General features: G+C 40.3%; 15 protein-coding genes. 13 read left to right on the top strand and 2 right to left on the bottom strand.

The genetic code is table 11. From position 1 onward, the window contains the following. Positions 1 to 224 precede the first annotated feature (224 nt). The 3 genes from QUF86_RS01420 (at position 225) to QUF86_RS01410 (ending at position 1,779) form a co-directional block, all read left to right on the top strand. On the top strand, positions 225 to 710 hold the full coding sequence (locus QUF86_RS01420) for a PaaI family thioesterase (protein ID WP_289317850.1): 486 nt from the start codon (positions 225 to 227) through the stop codon (positions 708 to 710). Between the two features lie 197 nt (positions 711 to 907). Continuing rightward, positions 908 to 1,363: a LytTR family DNA-binding domain-containing protein gene (locus QUF86_RS01415; protein WP_289333402.1), complete on the top strand. Its 456-nt coding sequence runs from the start codon at positions 908 to 910 to the stop codon at positions 1,361 to 1,363. After that, on the top strand, positions 1,363 to 1,779 hold the full coding sequence (locus QUF86_RS01410) for a DUF3021 domain-containing protein (RefSeq protein ID WP_289317848.1): 417 nt from the start codon (positions 1,363 to 1,365) through the stop codon (positions 1,777 to 1,779). Before QUF86_RS01415 ends, QUF86_RS01410 begins: the two co-directional genes overlap by 1 nt. Positions 1,780 to 1,876: 97 nt before the next feature. On the opposite strand, the gene QUF86_RS01405 is transcribed toward QUF86_RS01410, so the two are convergent. Beyond that, positions 1,877 to 3,943 (bottom strand): Na+/H+ antiporter, encoded by a 2,067-nt coding sequence (locus QUF86_RS01405; RefSeq protein ID WP_289333401.1) that lies wholly within the window; start codon positions 3,941 to 3,943, stop codon positions 1,877 to 1,879. A 392-nt stretch (positions 3,944 to 4,335) separates the two neighbouring features. Here QUF86_RS01405 and QUF86_RS01400 point away from each other — a divergent pair, with 392 nt between their 5' ends. From QUF86_RS01400 to QUF86_RS01360, 9 genes are all read left to right on the top strand, one after another. Continuing rightward, positions 4,336 to 5,928, top strand: a complete 1,593-nt coding sequence (locus QUF86_RS01400) for a spore germination protein (RefSeq protein ID WP_483313903.1) — start codon at positions 4,336 to 4,338, stop codon at positions 5,926 to 5,928. 53 nt (positions 5,929 to 5,981) lie between these two features. Next, entirely contained in the window at positions 5,982 to 7,169 is a 1,188-nt protein-coding gene (locus tag QUF86_RS01395; protein ID WP_289333399.1) for a Ger(x)C family spore germination protein, read from the top strand. Positions 7,170 to 7,444: 275 nt separating this feature from the next. Beyond that, the gene (locus QUF86_RS01390; protein WP_289333397.1) at positions 7,445 to 8,545 is read left to right on the top strand and encodes a GerAB/ArcD/ProY family transporter; all 1,101 of its coding nucleotides are present in this window, start codon (positions 7,445 to 7,447) and stop codon (positions 8,543 to 8,545) included. Between the two features lie 186 nt (positions 8,546 to 8,731). Further along, the gene (locus QUF86_RS01385) at positions 8,732 to 9,838 is read left to right on the top strand and encodes a GerAB/ArcD/ProY family transporter (protein ID WP_289333396.1); all 1,107 of its coding nucleotides are present in this window, start codon (positions 8,732 to 8,734) and stop codon (positions 9,836 to 9,838) included. A 348-nt stretch (positions 9,839 to 10,186) separates the two neighbouring features. Further along, the gene (locus QUF86_RS01380) at positions 10,187 to 10,924 is read left to right on the top strand and encodes an extracellular solute-binding protein (protein ID WP_483313943.1); all 738 of its coding nucleotides are present in this window, start codon (positions 10,187 to 10,189) and stop codon (positions 10,922 to 10,924) included. 21 nt (positions 10,925 to 10,945) lie between these two features. Next, entirely contained in the window at positions 10,946 to 11,416 is a 471-nt protein-coding gene (locus tag QUF86_RS01375; RefSeq protein WP_289333394.1) for a COG4315 family predicted lipoprotein, read from the top strand. 78 nt (positions 11,417 to 11,494) lie between these two features. Beyond that, positions 11,495 to 12,049, top strand: coding sequence for an RNA polymerase sigma factor (locus QUF86_RS01370; RefSeq protein ID WP_289318478.1), 555 nt, complete (start codon positions 11,495 to 11,497; stop codon positions 12,047 to 12,049). Then, complete coding sequence (locus QUF86_RS01365) at positions 12,050 to 12,769, top strand: anti-sigma factor (protein ID WP_289333393.1); 720 nt, start codon at positions 12,050 to 12,052, stop codon at positions 12,767 to 12,769. 264 nt (positions 12,770 to 13,033) lie between these two features. Next, a complete protein-coding gene (locus QUF86_RS01360; protein ID WP_289333392.1) occupies positions 13,034 to 13,729 on the top strand; it encodes a YjjG family noncanonical pyrimidine nucleotidase in 696 nt (231 codons plus the stop codon). A gap of 89 nt (positions 13,730 to 13,818) precedes the next feature. Here the strand turns inward: QUF86_RS01360 and QUF86_RS01355 are convergent, their stop codons facing one another. Continuing rightward, positions 13,819 to 15,117: an MFS transporter gene (locus QUF86_RS01355; RefSeq protein WP_289333391.1), complete on the bottom strand. Its 1,299-nt coding sequence runs from the start codon at positions 15,115 to 15,117 to the stop codon at positions 13,819 to 13,821. Between the two features lie 440 nt (positions 15,118 to 15,557). On the opposite strand from QUF86_RS01355, the gene QUF86_RS01350 reads away from it, so the two are divergent. Further along, on the top strand, positions 15,558 to 15,737 hold the full coding sequence (locus QUF86_RS01350; protein ID WP_289317836.1) for an IDEAL domain-containing protein: 180 nt from the start codon (positions 15,558 to 15,560) through the stop codon (positions 15,735 to 15,737). Positions 15,738 to 15,850 lie beyond the last annotated feature (113 nt).

Below are 15,850 nucleotides of genomic sequence, written 5' to 3'. Positions count from 1 at the left end.
ATGAAAGCCCCTGAACGCTATCTAGCGTACGGGGGCTTTTGTCATTTAAATCGTAGAAAAGGAGCAGCATTTTCACAGTCTATCATTAAAAAATTAAAACATGGACGTGAACTCAATAAAGAATCAGGGAAATAAAAAAAAAACTAACATTTCGGCTATTATCCAAATAGACCCATTATCCTTTGATAGTGTTATAATATTCTGAAAAAGATGGAGGAGATACGATGGAGGAGAAAGTGCTAAAAGCGATTCAAGATGATTATCCAGATGCATTTGCATGGTGTTATGGTTGTGGTCGTTTAAATAAAGATGGTCATCATTTTCGAACAGGTTGGCAAGGAGCGCACACAAGGACAATTTATACACCAAGCCCAGAACATATCGCGATTCCAGGCTTTGTTTATGGCGGCTTGATTGCATCATTAATTGATTGTCATGGAACAGGTTCGGCTTCATTGGCCTTACATCGTAAAAATGGGCATGAAGTTGGGGATGGAGTGGAGCCTCCAAGGTTTGTGACAGCTTCACTGAAAGTTGAGTTCGTTAAGCCAACCCCTAATGATGTGCCATTAATAGCCGTTGGGACGATTCATGAGGTTCATCCTAAGAAATGGAGAATCGAAACAGAAGTATTTGCTATCGATAAACTTTGCGCCCGTGGAGAGGTAATCGCTGTAGTGATGCCAAGTACTTTTACAAGCAAAGAGTGATCTTAATTACTGTAAACGCATTCAAAAGTAGATTTTGTGTATCAAAGGGCCGTCCAATTATTTGGACGGTTATTTAGTGTATCTGAGTATCCATTTCAAGCATGTTATCACTATAAAGTTACATGTAGCCGGAAATCACAAGCGAATTGTCAAAAATATCAATATACTTACACTATAAGCAAAGGGAGGCCACAGAGATGAAAATAAACGTAGAGATAGATGAGGAGGTAAAGGCGATAGAGGTGCTTATCCGCAATCATGAATGGAATGAGGAAGTGCAGGAACTGATGGAGCGCTTGAAAGAGAGGAAAAGACCGTATTTTGTTGGCAGGAAAGGAGAAATGCAGCATGTCTTCCGCGCAGAAGAAATTATCTGTTTGTTCACAGAGCAAGATTCCATAATGGTGCGGACGAAACAGGGGACTTTCGAAATGAAAGAAAGATTATATGAACTGGAAATGGATCTTCCAGGTAATCAGTTTGTGCGATTGTCAAAGTCAGTGATTGCCAATTTAAATGAGTTAAGCAGATTCGAAGCATCTTTCAACGGTACCTTATGTGTGTATTTCCGATCAGGGGAAAAAGAATATGTTTCTCGGCACTATGTTCAAGGAATCAAGAAAGCATTTCAATGGAAAAGGAAGGGATTATGATGAAAACACTATTATTCCGTAGCTTTGTTGGGATTTGCTTTGGAGCACTAGTGATGGTGCTGACGTGTTTTGGAGTAATCGGATTTGGGGAGGCCACTGCATTAGACAGTGAAATATTTGTGAAAAACGCGATTGGCTGCTTATTATGTGGCTGGTTCTTCAGCACGGCGACCATCTTATTTGAAATGGAAAAATGGAGTTTATTATCTCAAACCATTATGCACTTCCTGACTGTCAGCATACTTTACTTCCTATTATCTTTTTTTGTTGGCTGGATTCCATTCAGCTTAAAAGGGTTAGCGATAGGCATTGGGATATTCATTCCATTCTATGTGATTATCTGGGTTATTTTCTATCTTTATTTCCGCTATCAAGTGAAGATATTGAATGATGGATTAGATAAGCGAGGGAATTGATGGGGTGTACAAGGGATTGATCAGTTCGATTTAAATGTTCATTTACTTAAACGACACCGCTCCCTATTTGAACGGTGTCTCTTTATATTATATTTAATCAATTTTGTATCATGAGCATTTCATCATAGATTAAGTTTTGTCTAAGCTCAGTTGCCGTTTGCATGGATATTTGCTCCTCTTCAACCATCTGCTGAATGATATCACGTTCGATTTGCATCGCATTCAACTGAAAATGACTCACCATCTCTTCAAAGCGATTTGCTTCTTTTTCACTTAATGTTCCGAATGGATTCAAATAACGATTATATCTCTGAATGACAAGCATGACTTCATGACGGTTTTCAGGTGTAGTTTGTTGTTTGATCAATGAAATGGCTTCCTTTGAAGCTTCTTTTTGTGCTTTACGGAACTCCCGGATCAGGTCCGCATTTTTAACGATGGAGTTCTCTAATTTTGCTTCCCATTTCTTATCCCATTTGACATTGATCTTTTTCTTGAAAAGAATGGCCTGCAAATTGATCCAAGCCCTTTTCAGCGAAGATTTTTGCATATAGTTTAAGGTTCTTGAAATATATACTTTATAAAGTTCAAAGGCTGTTTCAGATATATTCCCTTTTTCGACTAATCCGGAAACGACCTCCAATTCCTTATTGGCCCCTAGCTCCATTAAATCGCGTATTGTCTGATTATCCGGTCTATTCGTTATTCCCCGTTCCAAATCTATCAGTTGTTCATTCAAATCTTCCATTACTTGATGGGCAGCTTTCTGATTATCCATGGTTGCTTCTTTGCTCAGCTGATTGATCGTTTTATTTAAAACAATTTTATAAGCCTCCTCAGAGGTGAGGTGTTCATCTTTGAATTCAATCGGTGTCTTTACCAGTAATGGCAAGAGAACCGTAGCCAATGTGACGCTTAACAATATAACGCAAGCTGCGATAAACAAGACTGTATTACGCATCGGGAATAAAGTGTCATCAGGCATAAAATATGGTATGGATAAAGCTGTAGCTAATGTAATGGTTCCATGAATGCCGCAAACGGATGTCAAAAATGCAAATCGTGATCTTGAAACATTCTCATCATCGATGTCTTTGCTATCTTCTGGGTGAACTCTGGACATAATGAATTGCTCTAATGGATTCACTCTGTTTTTCGTAAAAGTATCATGCAGAATGTATACCCAAATAAAACGGATCACCAATAATAAAAGAACAATCAAAACACTTATCCCAAAAAGATTACCCCTATTTAAGTTGGACTCAATTTCCTGATAAACACTCGGCAACATAAATCCTAACAAAGCAAATACAAGTCCATTCAAAACATAACCTAATACAGACCAAGTATTAGTTGATACAATTTGCAATTTAGTTGTGGAACTCTGAAGGCGATCCCGCTCGATGCCATGAATCACACCTGCGGCAACGACTGCTAAGATTCCGGAAACATGGAATTCTTCAGCCACCATATAAATGACAAAAGGCGTGATCAGCTCAATAACAATAGACATGGAGATTTCTTCAAGTCCATGAACCCGTAAAATTAATCGTAATTTAACGATCAAGTAGCCCAATAGGATACCTATGAAGATACCGCCTAAAGCTACAAATATAAAATTAAGCGAAGCATCTTTTATAGAAAATACTCCTGTTAAGGCAGCTGCCAGGGCAACTTTAAAAGCAACGATTCCAGCAGCATCATTGAAAAGTGATTCACCCTCAAGGATAGGCATCATATTTCCGGGTAATTTCAATCCTTTTGTAATCGATTGTACCGCTACAGCATCCGTAGGGGTAATTGTAGCCGCTAAAGCAAAAGCAACAGCCATCGGCATATCAGGTATTAACCAGTGGATGAAAAAACCTCCTGCAAAAACGGTCACAAATACTAACCCAAAGGCCAATAACAGAATAGGCTTACGCAATTCAAGCATTTCTTTACGGGACGTATTTTTTCCTTCTGTAAAGAGTAACGGAGCAATAACACAAATCATAAATAATTCTGAATGAAAATCGAACAATAAGTGAAATGGTAATAATGAAAGCACTGCTCCCATGGATATCTGATAAATCGGAAGTGGAATACGAGGCCATATGGAATTTAATATTGTAGCGATTATTGTGGACACCAATAATCCGAGCAATGTGATTAAGAATGACATAGAATCTCCTTATCTTCTAATGTTTTAGTCTGATTGCCCATGAAACCTAAATAAAAAGATAAAAAAGCAGAGGTATTTAAATCGATTACCCATTCTTTTGAATTTTTTAGAAACCCTCTTATTGCACGTCGTGCGTGTATCTGTACAATTACATGTACTATCCGCCAATGTGCAGCCTCGGTCTTTGATATACCCCTTTGTCATTAATTACAAACAGGATATCACATATGAATATGGTTTATTCAATATCAACCTTTAACATAGCCTCTTTTGTATTCCCCTTTTATACTGCTTAAATGAAAAATAAGTTCATGTTAAGCTCAGGATTTTCTGTATAAAATACCCTTAATGAAGAAACATAGAAAAATGGAGTTAGAGCGACCTGCAAAAAAATGGGGGTAACCAGCTTGATTCGTAATGTGGGCAAATTGTTAAGAAAAACGAAAGAAAAAAAATCCTTGATACAAAATGATTACCAAGATTCTAAGCCTGCAGATGCACTGGATGTGAATTTTAGTCAAAATGTAGAAACACTTCGTTCTGTTTATGATAATTGCTCGGATGTCATGTTCCGTTCGTTCTTACTTTTCGGAAAGACGCGAGCGATGCTCATTTATATTGCGGGACTCTCAGACATCGAGGCGATAGAGCAATATGTGCTATCTCCACTCATGCAAGAGTCATCAAAAGAACCACAACCATTAAATGAGTTTATTGAACATAAAATGCCCGTTCCTAAAGTGGTAAAAGTGAATATGTTGGCGGATTGCATTGAATCGATTTCCTCTGGAAACCCGATCCTTCTATATGAAGGGGAAAGCGATGGATTTTCTCTAGGATTGTCCAAATGGGAAAAGCGGGCGATTGAAGAACCTGTGGCAGAGGGGGGAGTTAGGGGGTCACGAGAGGGATTTATTGAATCTCTAGAAGTAAATACATCCCAATTGCGACGTATTATCAAAAGTCCTGCCCTTAAAATACAATCGATGAAGATTGGTACTCTTACCAGGACGAATGTTTCAATTGCTTATATTGATGGACTTGCGGATAAAACACTGATTGAAGAGATTACAACTCGGTTGGAACGAATTAAAATAGACGGAATTTTAGAAAGCGAGTACATCGAGGAAATGATCGAGGACAATCCGTTTTCACCATTCCCTCAGATCATGTCGACAGAACGGCCGGATGTAGCCTGTGCCAGCTTGCTGGAGGGACGAGCTGTCATTCTTGTAGAAGGAACCCCTTTTACTTTAATTGCACCAATATCCTTCTTTTCTTTGATTCAATCACAAGAGGATTATGCTCAACGTTTTATGGCAGGCACTTTTATCCGTTGGTTACGATATTTCTTTATGGGATTATCCCTTTTGCTTCCTTCACTTTATGTTGCTATTTTAACGTTCCATCATGAGGCGGTCCCAACCGCACTCCTGCTAAGCGTAGCAGCATCCCGGGAATCGGTCCCTTTTCCTGCAATAGTAGAGGCATTGGCTATGGAAATTACGTTTGAAGCACTAAGAGAGGCAGGGGTTCGATTGCCGAAGCAGGTAGGTTCTGCCGTCAGCATTGTTGGAGCGCTAGTGATTGGTCAAGCTTCCGTACAAGCGGGCTTGGTTTCAGCGCCTATGGTCATCGTGGTTGCGATTACGGGAATCGCTTCTTTTATGATGCCTCGTTATATTGCCGGAATTACTTTCCGGATGCTTCGTTTTCCAATGATGCTGCTTGCCGGTACCTTAGGACTGCTTGGCATCATGATGGGGATTATCGCCATAGTCATTCACTTATGCAGCTTGCGTTCCTTCGGCGTTCCCTACTTAGCGCCACTGGCACCGTTAAAAGGTAAAGAGCTGAAAGATGTGCTGTGGAGAGCTCCTTGGTGGATGATGGATACACGCCCGCGTCTCACAGGGGATTCTAATGTATACCGTCAAGCCCCGGAACAGAGACCAAATCCAAAAAGGGGAAGTGAAACGGAGTGAATAATGGCTGGAGGCGAACAAGGAAATTGGTGAAAGTAAAGAGGCGTCATTTAATGAAATGTGTCCTTCTTTTGCTCGGTATTTGTGGAGCGACCCCTTTTCTAAGCGGTTGTTGGGACCGAACAGAAATCACTGATTTGGCGATTGTCACAGCAGCCGCCATCGATAAGAAGGGCAATAATCAAATTGAATTATCCGTCCAAGTCTTTATTCCAAGTTCAATAAGTAGTGGAGGCGGTCAAGGAGGGCCCAGTCAAGGAGGGGGTGCAGTTACGACTTTGGTGAGATCTGAAAAAGGCTCCAATATTTCAGATGCATTGTCCAAGCTTCAAAGCAAGCTTCCGCGAAAAGTATTTTGGGGACATTGTAAAGTATTTGTATTCGGTGAAAAGTTAGCGAAGGAAGGAATTCAAGAGCAGCTGGATTTTTTGCTGCGCCATCCGCAGCCAAGAGAGAAAGCAAATGTGTATGTCAGCAAAGGGAAAGCGAAGCCTATTCTTGAATCTTTGCCACCTCTAGAAAACTATTCAGGGGAAGTGCTTAGAGAACTATCTGATTTACATATTGGGATGCTGGTCACACTACAGGATTTAGATGAAATGTTAACGGGTAAACCTCGAGCTGCCGCACTTCCAGTCGTTAAAATATTGCCGCCGGCGAAAGGGCAAACGAAATTACAGGGAATTCCTTACATTGTCGGGACAGCCGTGTTCAAAAAAGATAAAATGACTGGAACGATGACTGAAAAGGAAACTAGAGGACTATTGTGGTTAAGAGATGAAATGGAATCATACACCGTGACCTTACAACCCAAAGGTGTGAAAGGGGAAATTTCTTTAAATCCAGTGACGGCCAAAATCAAGAAGATTCCGCAAATTCGTAATAACAAATGGAAAATAGTGGTGAAGGTGAATACAGAAGGAGCTGTTATACAAAATGGAACGAATTTAGACCTTTCAAGTCCAAAATCTTTAAAAGCTGCAGAACGAGCATATCAAAAAGATATAGAAAAACGCATCGAGATGGCTTTTCTGCATACTCAGGATAAGAAAGCGGACATTTTAGGGTTGGGTAAAGATTTCTATAGGAAATATCCTAAACAGTTTAATAAGGTCGAAAACCACTGGGATGATATATTCGCGGAAATGGAAGTGGAAATCGATGTTGCGGCCCATATTCGAAGACAGGGTTATATAAACAAACCGGCGGGTTTGTCTGAAAATGAGGTGAAGGACAAGTGAGATGGGGGGCTTTTTTGTGTACAACCGCGATTGTAACTCTAATCATTTTGTATGAATGGCCGAAAATGAAAAAAAATCCTAAAAAAGATAAAGTGGCATTTCTTACACTGCTCCTCACTGGCTTGGTTCTGTCCATGTTCAATCTCCCACAGATGTCAGGACCCACGGAATGGATAGAAACTCTTTTCAGGCCATTTGGAGAGTTTATGGAAAAGTGAATCTATCAGTAGATTGCGTGATTTCAAATCCATACTATCACAGAAAGGAGGAAGCAGATGGAGAAAGGGAAAATTTCATCATTACAGATGGCATTCATGATGTATCCGACGATTGTGGCAACGGCTATTCTCGGGGTTCCCAGCATCACAGCGAAATATGCCAAAACTGATTTATGGCTGTCTCCCATTTTTGCTGCGCTCATAGGGTATCTGACGGTGTATATCGCTTATAAACTGCACAAACTTTATCCAAAACAAACGGTGATCCAATTCACTGAAAAGATCATTGGTCGGATCCCGGGGAAAATTTTCGGTTTTTTACTCTTGTTTTTTTATATCCAGAACACGGGGCTAATCCTTAGAGCCTACGGAGAATTTGTTGTCGGCTCTTTTCTGGTACGTACCCCGATTAGTGTGATCATGTTATCGATGGTGCTTCTGTGTGCGTTCATCGTACGCGGGGGAATAGAAGTGTTGGGGCGAGCTGCTGAATTGTTTGTACCTGTTTTTATTTTTCCAATCTTTATCTTAATCCTTTTGCTGATTCCTGATCTCGAATTTAAGAATATATTCCCGGTATTGGCGGATGGTATAATGCCCCCAATCAAGGGTGCGATTGTACCGGGTGGATGGTTCAGCGAGTTTTTCCTGATCATTTTTCTTCTTCCTTTTTTGGCGGATATGAAAAAAGGGATGAAATCCGTGATGATGTCTGTGTTTGCCGTGATGATGACGTTAATTGTGGTGAATCTTATGGTTCTATTTGTACTCGGGTCAACCACATCCACAAAACTTTACCCCCTGATGCATGTATCTCGATACATCAGTTTGGCAGACTTTTTTGAACATGTAGAGTCCGCCGTCATGGCGGTATGGATCGTAGGGGCGTTTGTGAAAATTTCCGTTTTTTATTATGCATCTGCTTTAGGTACAGCGCAGTGGTTGAATCTCTCCGACTATCGTCCTGTTGTATGGCCGATAGGGATTTTGATTGTCATATTCAGTTTGTGGTCGTTGCCTAGTTCTGTGGATGTCAGTCGTAATGATACCAACGTCTTCCCTTTACAAGGAATTTTGATGCAAACGATTATTCCTCTGTTATTGTTGGTGATTGCTGTTGTAAGGAAAAGAAATCGTAAAGGAACCGAAACCAGCTGACTGGGTATTTTTTATGCTAAATATCCTATCGAAAAGGTGCTATCTATGTTCGTACTCGCGCAGAGGGCAGGACCAACTGAATGGATTGCATCTCTTTTTTTAGCCGTTTGAAGAGTTTATGAAGAAGTAAATCTATCAGTGCGCTGCGTGATTTCAAATTTACATACTATCACAGAAAGGAGGAAGATGGTGGAGAAAGGTAAAATTTCATCTCTACAGATGGCATTCATGATGTATCCAACGATTGTGGCAACGGCTGTTCTCGGTGTTCCGAGCATCACAGCGAAATATGCAAAAAATGATTTATGGCTGTCCCCCATTTTGGCGTCTCTCATCGGGTATGCGACGGTGTATATCACTTATAAACTGCACAAACTTTATCCGAAACAAACGGTTATCCAATTCAGTGAACAGATCATCGGTCGGATTCCGGGGAAAATTCTCGGTTTTTTATTCTTGTTTTTTTATATCCCGATCACAGGGCAAATCCTAAGAAGTTACGGAGAATTTATTGTCGACTCTTTTCTGGTCAAAACCCCGATTAGCGTGATCATGGCATCGATGGTACTCCTCTGTGCCTTTATCGTACGCGGAGGGATAGAGGGGTTGGGGAGAGCTGCCCAATTGTTGGTTCCTGTTTTTATCCTTCCAATCCTCCTTTTAATTGTCTTACTGGGCCCTGATCTTGAATTTAAGAACATATTACCGATATTGGGAAATGGAATTATGCCTCCAATCAAGGGTTCGATTGTACCGGGTGGATGGTTCAGCGAGTTTTTTCTGATGATTTTTCTCCTCCCTTTTTTAACCGATATGAAAAAAGGGATGAAATCCGGGATGATGTCTGTTTTTGCCGTGATGATGACGTTAATTGTGGTGAATCTTATGGTTCTTTTTGTACTCGGGTCAACAACAGCCACAAAGATTTATCCCGTGATGAATGTATCTCGGTACATCAGTTTGGCCGACTTTTTTGAACATTTGGAGTCCGCCATCATGGCCGTATGGATAGTAGGAGCGTTTGTCAAAATTTCTGTGTTTTATTATGTGTCTGCTTTAGGTACCGCGCAGTGGCTGAATCTCTCTGACTATCGTCCTGTTGTATGGCCGATAGGGATTTTGATTGTAGAATTCAGCTTTTGGTCGTATCCTAGCTCTATGGATGTCAGTCGATATGATATCATCGCCTTCCCATTTCATGGAATTTTGATGCAAACGATTATTCCTCTGTTATTGTTGGTGATAGCTGTTGGTAAAAGAAATAGACAGAGAAAGGGAAGCAATTCAAACTAACCTTTTCTGTCACTTGGTTTAAGAGAATTGAAAGAGTATGTTTGTCTTGTCTTACCCTAGTTGGCCTGAATCCAAAGAACCGAAAATAAAACAAATTTTACTTTTCCAAGTAATTAATTAATGCCATGCCCCATTCGAAAAAAGATACTTTTTAGAATGGGGTGTTTTTGTTGAGAAAAAAGAGAAAAGCTGAAGATCATCAAATGTTTTTGGCAGCAGGATAAAAATAATTAAAAATTTTTTCAAACCGTTTTGGGGTATGTCCCGTTATCTATAGTACAAAGGTTTTTTTAGAAGGGAGAGAAGAAAGACGTGAAAAAGGTCATTTTTGTTGGGTGGATATCATTGATGGCAGTCCTGTTAGGATTTTCACCGGAAATGGGTTCGAATCGGGGGCAAGCTGTCAACGACGTCGTAAAAGTATATGGACCAGGTGGACCTCTTGGACCTATTAAGGAAGTTGCGGAACAATTCACCAAAGAAACGGGGATAAAAGTCGAAGTAACAGCGGGACCCGAAGAAAAATGGATTGATCAAGCCAAACAGGATGCGGATATCATTTACGGAGGGTCCGAATATATGCTAACAGAATTTATGCATGATCATCCGGAGGTCCTCGATGAAAAAAATCGTACAGAATTGTATACACGGTCAGCTGGAATTCTGGTTAGAAAAGGAAACCCAAAGAATATACAGTCATTGGAGGATTTAACGAAGAAGGGCGTAAAGATTGTAGATGTTAATGGAGCCGGGCAACTGGGGCTATGGGAAGATTTGGCTGGAAGAAAAGGACTTATTCCTGGAATTAGCAGGAATATTGACATTTCAGTGAAGTCCAGTGCAGAAGCTATTGATCTATGGAAGGCAAATTCTAAATTAGATGCATGGATTACCTATGAATCCTGGCATTACCGTCTGGCGGATGTGACGGACCTGGTTCAACTCCCTGAGGAAGACAAGCTCTATAGAGGAACCCCAGTAAGCATAACAAGTAAGAGTGAAAACAAGAAAAAGGCAAAACAATTCATTGATTATCTTAAAACGGAAGAATCCCATCAAGTATTTCAAAAATGGGGATGGAAGTAAAATTACGAGGAGTGAGAGTATATGAAAAAGTGGATGGTATTTTCAGTTTTTATGATGGTCCTAGTTTTGGCGGCATGTGGAAATGAAGCTAATGACTCAACACAAAATGATCAAGTGGTTAGTGGAACTGCTGATGAAAAGGCAGTAACCCTAAAATTATTGGAAAGTGAAAAAACAGGCGAATACTTGGCTGATTCCAAGGGAATGACACTCTATTTTTTCAAAAATGATAAATCTAAAAAAAGTAATTGCATGGGTGAATGTCTGGAAAAATGGCCGCCGTTCATGGAAAGCGATTTTGCTGTCCCTAAAGGATTTGAGAAAAAAGACTTTGGAACCATTAAAAGGGAAGATACAGGGGAAGAGCAGGTAACGTACAAAGGATTTCCACTCTACTATTTCGTGAATGATAAGGTAGCGGGAGATGTCAATGGTGAAGGTGTGAAAAATGTTTGGTATATTGTAAATAATGAGACGGCTTTTCCAAAATAAGAAAAAAGGGAACGACCACTGGGGGTCGTTCCTGTTATTCGTTTTCCAAATTTACTTGGTGAGGAGTTGTAGGTGCGATTGAAAGAAAAACCTGATAAGGAATTGATGGCATTAGTAATGAAAAAGCACCGTCCTGCTCTGGAAGAACTTTATGACCGGCATATTAAATTAATCTATGGTTTTATTTTTAAATTCACAAATGGAAATGCTGAAAAAACAAAAGAGATTGTGCAGTTGGTCTTTTTAAAGCTCTGGACCACAAAAAGCACTTATAATTCCGAAAAGGGGCACTTTATAAGCTGGCTTTTGACCGTTACAAGGAATGTGTGTGTGGATTATGTCCGTAAAGACAGTGTACATATTCGTAATAACAAACAAATGGACATGAACCATCCAATTGACATGGAAGATCCGAATAATGATATAGAAAATGGGCTGTTATCCAGTGAAATTGCCAATGCAAAAAGTAAGTTAAGCAAGCCGCAAAAAAGACTGATTGATTTACTGTATTGGAAAGGGTATTCGCTAACGGAAATCGCCAAAATTGAAAACGAACCGATAGGTACCATCAAGAGCAGGCTTCATCAGTCGCTCAAACAGTTGAAAAAGTACTTGGAAGTAGGTGGTTTGTAAATGAATACAGAGTGCGCTAACCTGCTTTCATTTTTATCTGGTGAACTGGGAGAAAAAGAAAAAAAGGCATTCGCGGAACACTTAATTCAATGCTCTGAATGCACTAAGGATTATGAACAAATGACGGAAGCCTGGAATTCATTGAAATGGGATTTCGAAGAAATGGAACCTTCTTCTTCCCTGAAATCAGAGGTTATGAATTTTGTTTTTGAACCTAATGATCAAGTTCCGGTGCGCAAGGAAAAGAATTGGAGCAGTTTTTTCTTTAGGCAGTTTACCCCTGTAACTTCGGGTCTCTTGCTGGCAACACTAGTTTTGGCGTTTGTGCTGCTGTATTCCAATATTCAACTAAAAAAAGAACTTGCGGCCATCAATCTGCCAATGGAGGTTAAAACGTCACTATCTTTGCAGCCCGCTGATAAGACGGCTGTAAAGATGAATACGGATGGAGAAGCATACATTTTGCAGCAAGGTGAAGATAGGAGGTTAATCGTTCAGATTCAGAATTTGCCTAGCCTTAAAGAGTCCGAGGTGTATCAGGTATGGTTGCTGAAAGATGGAAAACGGACAAATGCAGGAACTTTCAAGCCTGATGAAACCGGCACAGGATCGTTGACTTACAAACTGTCCATTAATGATCAATTCAATCAAATTGGCATCACAAGAGAACCGGATTCAAATAGTACAAAGCCGAGAGGCGAAAAAATAGTTGGATCATAAAAATAAGAGATTTTCCTGCAAAGGGGAAGTTCTGCGTATGAAGGTCTTCAAGCCGAAATAGGTCTAACGATGGGAAAACAAAATAAAGATCCTGAACAAAAAGAGCCCCTTCCTAAAAAGGAGCTTTACAAAAGGGATTGTCTCAATTGTTCGAATAATGGTCATTAATAACAAGTGTTCATTAAGAAGTGGATCTTCATTCCGATTCTAATGATACTATTAATAGTAATACAGATGATGTTCATTATGATTATGGAGGCAGCGATGAAATACGAGATTATCTTATTTGATGTTGATGATACATTGCTAGACTTTGGAATATCGGAAAAAAAGGCACTGCATGAAGTCTTTTTAGAGTTCGGTTTGCCCACAGGGGTGAAGGATTATGCGGGTTGCTATCAAGAAATCAGTGAGGTATTATGGAGAGATTTGGAACAGGGGCTTATAGATTTATCAAATCTGGGAGTGGAAAGGTTCAAGCGGTTGTTCCTCAAGCATGGGCTTGATATCGATGCGGATGTGTTCAGCCGTACGTATCTGGGACATTTGGGAAAGGAAATACACCTAATGCCCGGTGCTGTAGAGGTTTGCGAGAAGCTTGGAGGATGCCGGCTGGCTATTATAACAAATGGCTTCACGACAGTGCAGACAGCAAGAATCGGGGGGTCACCCCTTTGCAATACTTTTGAAACTTTGATAGTTTCCCAAGAGGCTGGGTTTCAGAAGCCTGATAGAGGGATTTTTGATTATGCATTTTCCAAATTAAAGATTACAGATAAATCGAAAGCGTTGATAGTGGGTGACTCCTTGACATCAGATATACAGGGCGGATTGAATTATGGAATGGATACCTGCTGGTACAATCCCCAGCAAAAGGGTAATAATCTGGGAATCAAGCCCACCTATGAAATCCGGAAGCTGACTGATCTTTTGGAGATTGTTGGAAGTAAGGAAGTTTAGAGAGTTATCCACATTCTAAAAAACAGAGGCAGCTTGTCCAAGTGATAGGACGTGCAGCCTCTGTTATTATTTTAGCTAGGGATTTAGAATTAGTTCAAATCCAGATCTTGTGGTTTGAGTGTTTGATCCTTTACGATCCTTCTGCTGAAATAAGGTGATAATATACAAAGCGCCAGGGAAATTGCGAGACCTGCCATCATGAATCCGCCAAATACCAAAGGGGATGGGCCATATGATTCAGCCATGGTGGTCCAGATGAGCGGACCGAAACCTGCAATGGCTGCTGCGACCTGATAACCGACGGATAATCCAGTATAACGGACCTTTGCTGGAAAGAGCTCCGAAAATAATGTTCCTTGTGTAGAAAAAATGGCTCCCCAGATGACGCCGAGCACAACTGCCTGCATAAAGTAGAACCAGCCGACCCCTTGCCCAATCATTGTGAAATATGGGATGGCAAAGACGAAAAGGAGAATCAGTCCTCCAAAATAGATGATTTTTCGATCGATAAAATCAGAAATGTAACCAATGACAGGAATGGTAATTAGCATTGTAGCACAGCCAATCGTTAACCCGGTAAGGGCTGAATCTTGTGAATAACCAAAATACATTGTAGTAAAGACGAGAACATAGGACATGATGAATACATTGAAGAACCCGTCGCCAATTTTTAGTCCGATCACTTGCAGCACACTTCTCCAATCGTGTTTCAAGGTTTCAATAATGGGAACTTTCGCAAGATCACCGCTATCTTTCTGCTGCTGGAATTCAGGCGTTTCTTCAATGCCACTCCTTACCCAGATTGCCAATGCGATCAGTACACCGCTTAAAAGGAATGGAATCCGCCAACCCCAAGATAAAAATTGGGCATCGGTTGTCAAGGAACTTATAAGGGTTAGGCTGAACGAACCGGCAACCAAACCGATGGGGACCCCTAGTTGGGGAATGGATCCATATAACCCACGGACACCCTTTGGAGCAGATTCCGTTGCCAATAGGATGGCTCCACCCCATTCACCTCCCAAGGAAATTCCTTGAATCAACCTCAGCACCACCAAGATGGCTGGGGCGGCCAACCCAACCTGGGCATATGTGGGCAGAACACCGATAAGCATTGAACTCCCTCCCATACCAATAAGGGTGAACATGAGTGCAGCCTTCCGTCCGATGCGATCACCCATATGACCGAATAGGATACTTCCGATTGGACGGGCTGCGTAACCAGCCCCGAAAGTGACAAAGGCGAGAAGAAGTGAAATGGCAGGATCATGATTTGGGAAGAATAGAGTTGTAAAAACTAGGCCCGTTGCTGTACCGTATAAATAGAAATCATACCACTCAATAACGGAACCAGCTAAACTAGCGAAAAGAACTCGACTTTTTTTCATGGAAAATGCTCCTTTAATGCATAGTTTTTCATCAAAATTGTTTTCAACAATAAATAAAGACGAAATGAACAAAAATGATGGTTAATGAATATAAGTAAAAAACTGGATTATTTAGATTATTTTAGAGAGCTTATCCATATCGGTCAATGTATTTCTGACTTTTCTGAAAAAATGAAGCGAATATCTTAGCTTCCATCACCTGTATTGGAATATAATTAATTCTAAAGTAATGGAAATAAGCGATTCGACCATCTCGGATAAAATGACTTAAGCGAAATGAAATGGAAAAGTTTTAACTATTTTTTATGTATAGAAGAGTGGCAAAGTGGAAATCATGTGGATAAGGAAATAAAAAAGAGGAAAGGATAAGTTTTTAATAAATAATAATAATCTCCAAGTTATTTAGTATAATAGAAAAAAGGTTAAGGAGTTGGTTTCGTATGGAGAAGCAATTGCCAGGAACATCGCTTGAACCTGAAGAGATGGCTGAAATGGTTTTGAAAAAGGCCCTTAGTGATTACCGGAAAGCACAAATCGAAAAAGAAATCGATGACTCGTTAAAGAATCGGGATAAGGAAGAGTTCATACGTTTAACTGAAATATTGAAGGGCATTTCCTGAGATTTTATACACTGTGAACAAGACAAGTAGTTATGATATAGAAAGTACACCTAAAAGCCAGCACAGCTTGATAATATAAATATGATGAAGATGAAACTTTATTTATCTGGAAC

This window comes from Peribacillus sp. NJ11, assembly GCF_030348405.1.
GTDB lineage: Bacteria > Bacillota > Bacilli > Bacillales > DSM-1321 > Peribacillus.
This window is presented reverse-complemented; position numbering and strand designations above follow the sequence as displayed.

Excerpts from the sequence above, each read along its gene's own strand:
- QUF86_RS01420 (WP_289317850.1), top strand. The coding sequence starts at position 225 with ATGGAGGAGAAAGTGCTAAAAGCGATTCAAGATGATTATCCAGATGCA.
- QUF86_RS01415 (WP_289333402.1), top strand. The coding sequence starts at position 908 with ATGAAAATAAACGTAGAGATAGATGAGGAGGTAAAGGCGATAGAGGTG.
- QUF86_RS01410 (WP_289317848.1), top strand. The coding sequence starts at position 1,363 with ATGAAAACACTATTATTCCGTAGCTTTGTTGGGATTTGCTTTGGAGCA.
- QUF86_RS01405 (WP_289333401.1), bottom strand. The coding sequence starts at position 3,943 with ATGTCATTCTTAATCACATTGCTCGGATTATTGGTGTCCACAATAATC.
- QUF86_RS01400 (WP_483313903.1), top strand. The coding sequence starts at position 4,336 with ATGGGGGTAACCAGCTTGATTCGTAATGTGGGCAAATTGTTAAGAAAA.
- QUF86_RS01395 (WP_289333399.1), top strand. The coding sequence starts at position 5,982 with ATGAAATGTGTCCTTCTTTTGCTCGGTATTTGTGGAGCGACCCCTTTT.
- QUF86_RS01390 (WP_289333397.1), top strand. The coding sequence starts at position 7,445 with ATGGAGAAAGGGAAAATTTCATCATTACAGATGGCATTCATGATGTAT.
- QUF86_RS01385 (WP_289333396.1), top strand. The coding sequence starts at position 8,732 with ATGGTGGAGAAAGGTAAAATTTCATCTCTACAGATGGCATTCATGATG.
- QUF86_RS01380 (WP_483313943.1), top strand. The coding sequence starts at position 10,187 with ATGGCAGTCCTGTTAGGATTTTCACCGGAAATGGGTTCGAATCGGGGG.
- QUF86_RS01375 (WP_289333394.1), top strand. The coding sequence starts at position 10,946 with ATGAAAAAGTGGATGGTATTTTCAGTTTTTATGATGGTCCTAGTTTTG.
- QUF86_RS01365 (WP_289333393.1), top strand. The coding sequence starts at position 12,050 with ATGAATACAGAGTGCGCTAACCTGCTTTCATTTTTATCTGGTGAACTG.
- QUF86_RS01360 (WP_289333392.1), top strand. The coding sequence starts at position 13,034 with ATGAAATACGAGATTATCTTATTTGATGTTGATGATACATTGCTAGAC.
- QUF86_RS01355 (WP_289333391.1), bottom strand. The coding sequence starts at position 15,117 with ATGAAAAAAAGTCGAGTTCTTTTCGCTAGTTTAGCTGGTTCCGTTATT.
- QUF86_RS01350 (WP_289317836.1), top strand. The coding sequence starts at position 15,558 with ATGGAGAAGCAATTGCCAGGAACATCGCTTGAACCTGAAGAGATGGCT.